This window comes from Streptomyces caeni, from assembly GCF_042678285.1.
Lineage (GTDB): Bacteria > Actinomycetota > Actinomycetes > Streptomycetales > Streptomycetaceae > Streptomyces > Streptomyces caeni.
In genome coordinates this window covers 1-7,918 of record NZ_JBHUDX010000121.1, presented here as the reverse complement: position 1 = coordinate 7,918, position 7,918 = coordinate 1, and the positions used below count along the sequence as shown (strand labels likewise).

Annotated in this window: 7 protein-coding genes; 3 read left to right on the top strand and 4 right to left on the bottom strand. The window is 73.4% G+C overall.

The window, feature by feature from the left end:
- The first annotated feature begins 463 nt into the window (after positions 1-463).
- Positions 464-1,666, top strand: a complete 1,203-nt coding sequence (locus tag ACFSL4_RS34895) for an amino acid deaminase/aldolase (RefSeq protein WP_381091829.1) — start codon at positions 464-466, stop codon at positions 1,664-1,666.
- 4 nt (positions 1,667-1,670) lie between these two features.
- Here the strand turns inward: ACFSL4_RS34895 and ACFSL4_RS34890 are convergent, their stop codons facing one another.
- The 4 genes from ACFSL4_RS34890 to ACFSL4_RS34875 form a co-directional block, all read right to left on the bottom strand.
- Positions 1,671-2,591, bottom strand: coding sequence for a DUF2510 domain-containing protein (locus tag ACFSL4_RS34890; protein WP_381091827.1), 921 nt, complete (start codon positions 2,589-2,591; stop codon positions 1,671-1,673).
- 224 nt (positions 2,592-2,815) lie between these two features.
- A complete protein-coding gene (locus ACFSL4_RS34885; protein WP_381091825.1) occupies positions 2,816-3,607 on the bottom strand; it encodes a 3-oxoacyl-ACP reductase in 792 nt (263 codons plus the stop codon).
- Positions 3,604-4,998, bottom strand: coding sequence for an aldehyde dehydrogenase family protein (locus ACFSL4_RS34880; RefSeq protein ID WP_381091823.1), 1,395 nt, complete (start codon positions 4,996-4,998; stop codon positions 3,604-3,606). The genes ACFSL4_RS34885 and ACFSL4_RS34880 overlap by 4 nt, the downstream gene beginning before the upstream one ends.
- An 11-nt stretch (positions 4,999-5,009) precedes the next feature.
- Entirely contained in the window at positions 5,010-6,374 is a 1,365-nt protein-coding gene (locus tag ACFSL4_RS34875; protein WP_381091821.1) for a glutamine synthetase family protein, read from the bottom strand.
- Between the two features lie 74 nt (positions 6,375-6,448).
- Between ACFSL4_RS34875 and ACFSL4_RS34870 the strand changes: the two genes are divergently transcribed.
- Together ACFSL4_RS34870 and ACFSL4_RS34865 are read left to right on the top strand one after the other, a co-directional pair.
- Complete coding sequence (locus tag ACFSL4_RS34870) at positions 6,449-7,192, top strand: FadR/GntR family transcriptional regulator (protein ID WP_381091819.1); 744 nt, start codon at positions 6,449-6,451, stop codon at positions 7,190-7,192.
- 52 nt (positions 7,193-7,244) lie between these two features.
- The coding region (locus ACFSL4_RS34865) for a gamma-glutamyl-gamma-aminobutyrate hydrolase family protein (RefSeq protein WP_381091817.1) at positions 7,245-7,918 on the top strand (674 nt) is incomplete at its 3' end.

Genomic DNA, 7,918 nt, shown 5'->3' with positions numbered 1-7,918 from the left:
CGTGGGCGGGTGCTCGGGGCGGGGCGGGACCGTTCCGGCGGCGTGGTCGCGCGCTGTCGCCCGGTACGGGTCCTGCGGGTCCGCGGGGGGCTCACCGGGCGCGTTCGGGGGCCGGGGCGGGGCCGTGGGGCGCGGAGGGATGGAGGCGCGACGCGCTTCCGTGCTCATGCACCCCCCGTTTCCTGGTGGCCGGGCCACCCCGGGGTCTGCCGGGGTGTTCGACCGCCCGTGGGGGGCGGCCGGTTCGCGCGGTGCGGGACGCACCGCCCGTCCCGGGCAGGCATACCCGCGCGAACGGACGCCCATCCCAGGCGGGCGCGCCCGGGCGGCGGCCGCTCCGTTCTCGCGTGCGCGTCACTCTACGGGTTGATCCGCCTCGAACGGGAACCAGTCCGCAGCGCCGGGGGCATCTGCCCGGAACGTCCCCCTACCCTGCGGTAATCGCATCTGGCAGGCTTCGTTCATGACCGCCCGCGCCGCAGACCGCGCCCGCTACGACCGGGCCACCGCCCACCTCGACGCCCCTGTCGCGATCGTGGACCTGGAGGCGTTCGACGCGAACGCCGACGACCTGCTCCGCCGAGCCGGGGGGAAGCCTGTCCGCGTCGCCAGCAAGTCCGTGCGCTGCCGTGCCCTGCTCGAACGCGTCCTGGCCCGGGACGGTTTCGCGGGTGTCATGTCCTTCACGCTCGCCGAGTCGCTGTGGCTGGCCCGCTCCGGTTTCGACGACGTCCTGCTCGCCTACCCGTCGGCCGACCGGCAGGGCTTCGCCGAACTGGCCGCCGATCCCAAGCTCGCCGCCGCCGTCACCGTGATGGTCGACGACCCGGCCCAGTTGCGTCTGATCGACGACGCCCGCCAGGGCGGCACCGAAGTGGTGCGCGTCTGCCTGGAGTTGGACACCTCGCTGAAGCTGCTCGGCGGTCGTGTGCGGGTGGGTGCGCGCCGCTCGCCGCTGCACTCCCCCGCCCAGGTCGCGGAGATGGCCCGTGCCGTGGCGCGCAGGCCCGGTTTCCGGCTCGTGGGCGTCATGGCGTACGAGGGCCACATCGCCGGTGTGGGCGACGCGGTGGCCGGCCATCCGGTGCGGTCGCGGGCCGTCCGGCTGATGCAGGCGGCGGCGCGCGGGGAGCTGGCCGGGCGGCGCGCCGACGTGGTGCGCGCCGTGCGGGCCGTGGCGCCGGACCTGGAGTTCGTCAACGGCGGCGGTACGGGCAGCGTGCAGTACACGGCCGCCGAGGACGCGGTGACCGAGATCGCCGCGGGCTCGGGGCTGTATGTGCCGCGGCTGTTCGACAACTACACCTCGTTTCGCGGGCGTCCGGCGGCGCTGTTCGCCCAGCCGGTGGTGCGCAGGCCGGGGGTCGGCGTGGTGACGGTACTGGGCGGCGGCTATCCCGCGTCGGGCGCCCCCGGCCGCGACCGGCTGCCCGTGCCGTATCTGCCCGAGGGACTCGGGTACGACCCCCAGGAGGGTGCCGGCGAGGTCCAGACCCCGCTGCTGGGCGCGCCCGCCGACGACCTGCTCATCGGCGACAAGGTGTGGTTCCGGCACGCCAAGGCGGGCGAGCTGTGCGAGCGGTTCGACGTGCTGCACCTGGTCGAGGGCGACGAGGTCACGGCGACCGTGCCGACCTACCGGGGCGAGGGGCGCACCTTCCTGTGACGGTTCACCGGGTGGGCCCGATGCTGCTGCCCACTCCCCCGCCGCCCGACGTGTCGCCGACCGGCCGGATGCCCTTGGTGATCCTGTCCATCTCGGCGAGCGGAGGCCCGTCGGGTCCCGCGTCGAAGGCGAAGCGGACGATGACCGGCGCCTGCGAGCCCACGCTGGACGGGAAGGCCAGGGACTGGACGTAACCGCCCGGGCCCTTCGCGGTGGTGACGCGCCAGCGCACGAAGTAGCCCGCCCTCCCGGCGACGGCGACCTGACCGGCCTTCACCAGGCGGTGGGACGTGATGCCGCCGAAGGGCCGGCCGCCGATCGTGTCACGGTCGAACTCCGCGTTCGCGGCGTCCGCGATGTCGCCCTTCGCGAGCGTCTCCGGGGAGCTGCCCGCACCGACCGTTGCGGTCCGCGACAGGACCCGGCCGTGACGGCACAGGCCGGGGTCGCCGGGGCAGTCGTAGGTGCCGGGGGTGGTCAGCACCACGTCGTCCTCGGCGATGTTCTCGGGTCTGGCCCAGCCGTCGAACACAGGGAAGGTGATGCCGTTGAGGTCGTCCACCACGACGTGCGGGTCCCCGGAGGGGGAGGCGGAGCCCGAATCGGACGGCGTGGTCGGCCGCTTGTCGTGGGACACCGAAGTCACCGCCGTGGGCGAGGACTTGGCCTGCGCCGCGCCGCCGCCGTGGCCGAGCACGAGCGCGCCGGTGACGATGGCCGCGGCCAGGACGGCTCCGGCCGTCGCGAGCGCGACCACCTTGGCGCGCCGGGGGCCGCCGCCGTCCGGGGGCCGCGGGGAGACCAGGGGCGGCACGGGCATCTCGGGCTGACGCCGGTGGTCGGTCCACGCGGCCCCGTCCCACCAGCGTTCGGTGAGCGGGTACGACGGGTCGCGGTACCAGCCGGGCGGGGGCGGACTGCTCATCCCGGCCACTGTAGGACGTGGCGCGTGGAGGCGCACAGGGCCTCCCCCCGCATTCGCTCGGTGCACAGGGCTCGTCCGGTCGGGCCGACGGGCCGTCGGCCGCGGGCAGTCCGGGTGGCGGTCCGTGGCGGCGGAGGAGGGCGGTGCGGCCGCCGGCGCGGCGGCCGTCACCAGGGCCCACACGAGAAGGTGTCCAGAGGGCGTGGGCCGTTCCCCTTCGTCCCCTACAGCGGGGTGACGTACGCGCCGGAGATCCCGCCGTCCACCAGGAAGTCGGTGGCGTTCACGAAGGAGGAGTCGTCGCTGGCGAGGAACGCGACCGCGGCGGCGATCTCCTCGGCCTCCGCGAACCGGCCGACCGGGACGTGCACCAGGCGGCGGGCGGCGCGCTCGGGGTCCTTGGCGAACAGCTCCTGCAGCAGCGGGGTGTTGACCGGCCCGGGGCACAGCGCGTTCACCCGGATGCCCTCGCGGGCGAACTGCACGCCCAGCTCGCGGGACATGGCGAGCACCCCGCCCTTGGATGCCGTGTACGAGATCTGCGAGGTCGCCGCGCCCATCCGGGCCACGAACGACGCCGTGTTGATGATGGAGCCCCTTCCCTGGCGCCGCATGTAGGGGATGGCGGCCTTGCAGCACAGGTAGACGGAGGTCAGATTGACCTCCTGGACCCGCTTCCACGCCTCCAGGCCGGTGTCCAGGATCGAGTCGTCGTCGGGCGGGGCGATGCCCGCGTTGTTGAAGGCGATGTCGACGGAGCCGTAGGTGTCGGACGCGGCCTTGAAGAGCGCCTCGACCTGGTCGGGGTCGGTGACGTCCACCTTCACGAACAGCCCGCCGGCCTCGTCGGCGGCGGCCTGGCCGCGGGTGTCGTCGACGTCGCCGCAGACGACGTGGGCGCCCTCGGAGGCGAGCCGGCGCGCGGCGGCGAGGCCGATGCCGCTGCCGGCACCGGTGATGACGGCGGTACGGCCGACCAGGCGGCGGCAGATGGGGTCGGGTGTCTGCGAGGTCACTGTGCGGGGCCCTCCGTGCTGATGAAGACGTTCTTGGTTTCGGTGAAGGCGGTCAGCGCGTCCGGGCCGAGTTCCCGGCCGATCCCCGACTGCTTGAAGCCGCCGAAGGGGGTCCAGTAGCGGACGCTGGAGTGGGAGTTGACGGACAGGTTGCCCGCGCGGACGGCCTGGGAGACGCGCAGCGCGCGGCCGACGTCCCGGGTCCAGATGGAGCCGGAGAGGCCGTAGGGGGTGTCGTTGGCGAGGCGGACCGCGTCGGCCTCGTCCTCGAACGGCAGGACGACGGCGACCGGTCCGAACACCTCCTCGACGGCCACGCGCGCGCGTGGGTCGACGTCGGTGAGGACGGTGGGCGGGAACCAGAAGCCGGGGCCCTCGGGCGCCTTGCCTCGGATGCCGGGCGCGTCGGCGCCGACATACGAACGTACCCGCTCCAGCTGGGCCTTGGAGATCAGCGGGCCCATTCCGGTGCTCTCGTCGGCCGGGTCGCCGACGAGGACGGACTCGACGGCGGGGGCCAGGAGGCCGAGGAAGCGGTCGTACACGGAGCGCTGCACGAGGATGCGGGTGCGGGCGCAGCAGTCCTGGCCGGAGTTGTCGAGGAAGGACATGGGGGCGGCGGCCGCGGCGGCGTCGAGGTCGGCGTCCGCGAAGACGATGTTGGGGCTCTTGCCGCCGAGTTCCAGGGTGACGCGCTTGAGCAGGGCGGAGCCCTTCGCCAGCACCTGGGTGCCCACGGCGGTCGACCCGGTGAAGACGATCTTCGCCACGCCCGGGTGCTCGACCAGCGCGGCGCCCGCGACGGGGCCGCGGCCGGGCAGGACCTGGAACAGCCCGGCCGGCAGGCCCGCTTCCAGGGCCAGTTCGGCCAGGCGCAGGGCCGTGAGCGGGGTCGTCTCGGCGGGCTTGAGGATCACCGCGTTGCCCGCCGCGAGCGCCGGGGCCGTGCCCCATGCGGCGATCGGCATCGGGAAGTTCCAGGGCGCGATGACGCCGATGACGCCGAGCGGTTCGAGGAACGTGACGTCCAGACCGCCGGCAACGGGGATCTGGCGGCCGGTGAGCCGCTCCACTCCGCCGGCCGCGTAGTCGAGCAGATCGCGGACGTTGCCGGCCTCCCAGCGGGCGTTGCCGATGACATGGCCCGCCTCCCGCACCTCCAGCCGGGCCAGCTCTTCGAGGTGGTCGTCGACGGCGGTGGCGAAGCGGCGCAGCAGCCGGGCGCGGTCACCGGGGGCGAGTGCGGCCCACACCGCCTGCGCACCGGTGGCCCGTACGACGGCGGCGTCGACGTCCCGGGCGGAGGCGGCGGGAAGGGTGGCGACGACCTCCTCGGTGGCCGGATTGAGGATCTGGAGCTCGTGCTCGTCGGGGGCGGGCTGGTCGGACACGGAAGGACCTCTCACATGCGTTCGAAGGAGCGGCGCAGCTCCCAGTCGGTCACCGCGGCGTCGAAGGCCGCCAGCTCGACGCTGGCCATGTTGCGGTAGTGCGCGACGACCTCGTCGCCGAAGGCGGCCTTGGCGATGGTGCTGTTCTCCCAGAGTTCGGCGGCCTCACGCAGGGTGGTGGGCACGTGCTCGTACTCGGCGGTGTACGCGTTGCCCGGGCACGGCCCCGGCAGCTCCAGCTTCTGCTCGATGCCGTACAGTCCCGCCGCGACCATTCCGGCGACCGCGAGGTACGGGTTGACGTCTCCGCCGGGCACCCGGTTCTCGAAGCGCAGCGAACGGCCGTGGCCGACGACTCTGAGGGCGCAGGTGCGGTTGTCGTGCCCCCAGGCGACCGCGGTCGGAGCGAAGGAGCCGGGCTGGAACCGCTTGTAGGAGTTGATGTTGGGCGCGTACAGGAGCGAGAACTCGCGCAGTGCGGCGAGCTGCCCGGCGAGGAAGTGCCGCATCAGCTCCGACATCCCGCCGGGTCCGTCCCCCGCCATCGCGTTCGCACCGCGGGCGTCGGCGAGCGAGAGGTGGATGTGACAGGAGTTGCCCTCGCGCTCGTTGTACTTGGCCATGAAGGTGATCGAGACGCCCTCCTGGGCCGCGATCTCCTTGGCTCCGGTCTTGTAGATCGCGTGCTGGTCGCAGGTGACCAGTGCCTCGTCGTAGCGGAAGGCGATCTCGTGCTGGCCGGGGTTGCACTCGCCCTTGGCGGACTCGACGGTGAGTCCGGCGCCCGTCATCTCGTTGCGGATACGGCGCAGCAGGGGCTCGATCCGGCCGGTCCCGAGCACGGAGTAGTCGACGTTGTACTGGTTCGCCGGGGTCAGTCCCCGGTAGTTCGCGTCCCACGCCTGCTCGTAGGTGTCCTTGAAGACGATGAACTCCAGCTCGGTGCCGACCTGGGCGGTCAGGCCGAGGGCGGCGAGGCGTTCGAGCTGGCCGCGCAGTATCCGGCGGGGCGCGGCGGCCACGGGCGAGCCGTCCTCCCAGGCGAGGTCCGCGATGACCAGGGCGGTGCCCTCGTGCCAGGGCACTCGGCGCAGGGTGCCCAGGTCGGGGCGGAGGGCGAAGTCGCCGTAGCCCCGGTCCCAGGAGGACATGGCGTAGCCGTCGACGGTGTTCATCTCGGTGTCGACGGCGAGGAGGTAGTTGCAGCCCTCGGTCCCGTGCTCCAGGACCTCGTCGAGGAAGAAGCGCGCGGCGAACCGCTTGCCCTGCAGACGGCCTTGCATGTCCGGGAAGGCCAGGACGACGGTGTCGATCTCGCCGCCCGCGACGAGGGCGTGCAGCTCCTCGACGCCGAGCGGGGGTGTGCGGTCGGGCACGGGAGGTCTCCTTCGGTCGCCGAGAGCCATAAGGTATTTCCGAGAACCATTGATTGGGAAGGGGGCGCGGCCAGATGTCACAGACGGAACCCGGGCGCACCGGCGGCCCGCAGGACCGGCTGACCCCGGTACTGCGGCCGGTGCGGGCCGGCAACGGCTTCGAGGAGGCCCTGGAGCAGATCCTCCAGGTCGTGCGCCTCGGCCTGGTGCCCGGCGGCGAGCGCCTTCCAGCGGAGCGGGAGCTGGCGGAGCGGCTGGGGATCAGCCGTGTGACGCTGCGCGAGGTGCTGAAGGTGCTGCAGGACGAGGGTTTGGTGGAGTCGCGGCGCGGACGCTACGGCGGCACCTTCGTACGACCCCGGACCGAGGCGCGCGGCGAGGACGAGCTGCGCCGGCGCGTCGAGAAGGTCGACATCGAGGACGTGCTGCGGTTCCGGGAGGTGCTGGAGGTGGGGGCGGCGGGCCTGTGCGCCGCGCACGGCCTGACGGCGGAGCAGGCGGAGCGGCTGCGCGATGCGCTGGCTCGCACGCGGGACGCGCCGCTGGCCGACTACCGGCGGCTGGACACCCTGCTGCACCTCACCCTCGCGGAGCTCGGCGGGTCACCCTCCCTGACGGCGCAGTACGCGGCCGTCCGGGCGACCGTGAACGACCTGCTGGACTGCATCCCGCTGCTGGTGCGGAACCTGGAGCACTCGCAGCGGCAGCACGTGGCGCTGGTGGAGGCGGTGCTCGACGGGGACGCGGACGGGGCGCGGGAGATCATGCGGGAACACTGCGCGGGGACGGCGGCCCTGCTGCGGGGGTTCCTGACATGAGAAGTCCGGGCAAAGGTATGGATGCGCTCCATTGGAACGCTGGGAGGATCGCATGACCGCACGACCGCTGATCGGCGTGAGCACGTATCTGGAATCGGGGGCGCGCTGGGGCGTCTGGGAACTGGAGGCCGCGCTGCTGCCGTCGGGCTACCCGCGGCTGGTGCAGCGGGCCGGCGGACTCGCGGCGATGCTGCCGCCGGACGATCCGGAGCGGGCGGCGGCCGCGGTGGCCCGGCTGGACGGGGTGGTGATCGCGGGCGGACCGGACGTCGACCCCTCCCGCTACGGCGCGGAGCGCTCCGAACGGACCGGCCCGCCCGCGCACCTGCGGGACGCCTGGGAACTCGCCCTGATCCGGGCGGCGCTGGCCTCCGGCACGCCGCTGCTCGGCATCTGCCGGGGAATGCAACTGCTGAACGTGGCCCTGGGGGGCACGCTCGTCCAGCACCTCGACGGGCACGTCGCCGAGGTGGGGGTGTTCGGCAGGCATCCCGTGAAGCCGGTGCCGGGCACGCGGTACGGGGACATCGCACCCGAACCGGTGTCCGTGCCGACCTATCACCACCAGGCGGTGGACCGGCTCGGCGACGGGCTGACGGTGTCGGCGTACGCGGAGGACGGGACGGTGGAGGCGGTCGAACTGCCGGGTCCGCCCTGGGTGCTCGGTGTGCAGTGGCATCCGGAGATGGGCGAGGACGTACGGGTCGTGCAGGCCCTCGTCCGAGC

Bases quoted from the DNA above. Each gene is read 5' to 3' on its own strand.
- ACFSL4_RS34870 (WP_381091819.1), top strand. From the start codon at position 6,449: ATGTCACAGACGGAACCCGGGCGCACCGGCGGCCCGCAGGACCGGCTG.
- ACFSL4_RS34890 (WP_381091827.1), bottom strand. From the start codon at position 2,591: ATGAGCAGTCCGCCCCCGCCCGGCTGGTACCGCGACCCGTCGTACCCG.
- ACFSL4_RS34895 (WP_381091829.1), top strand. From the start codon at position 464: ATGACCGCCCGCGCCGCAGACCGCGCCCGCTACGACCGGGCCACCGCC.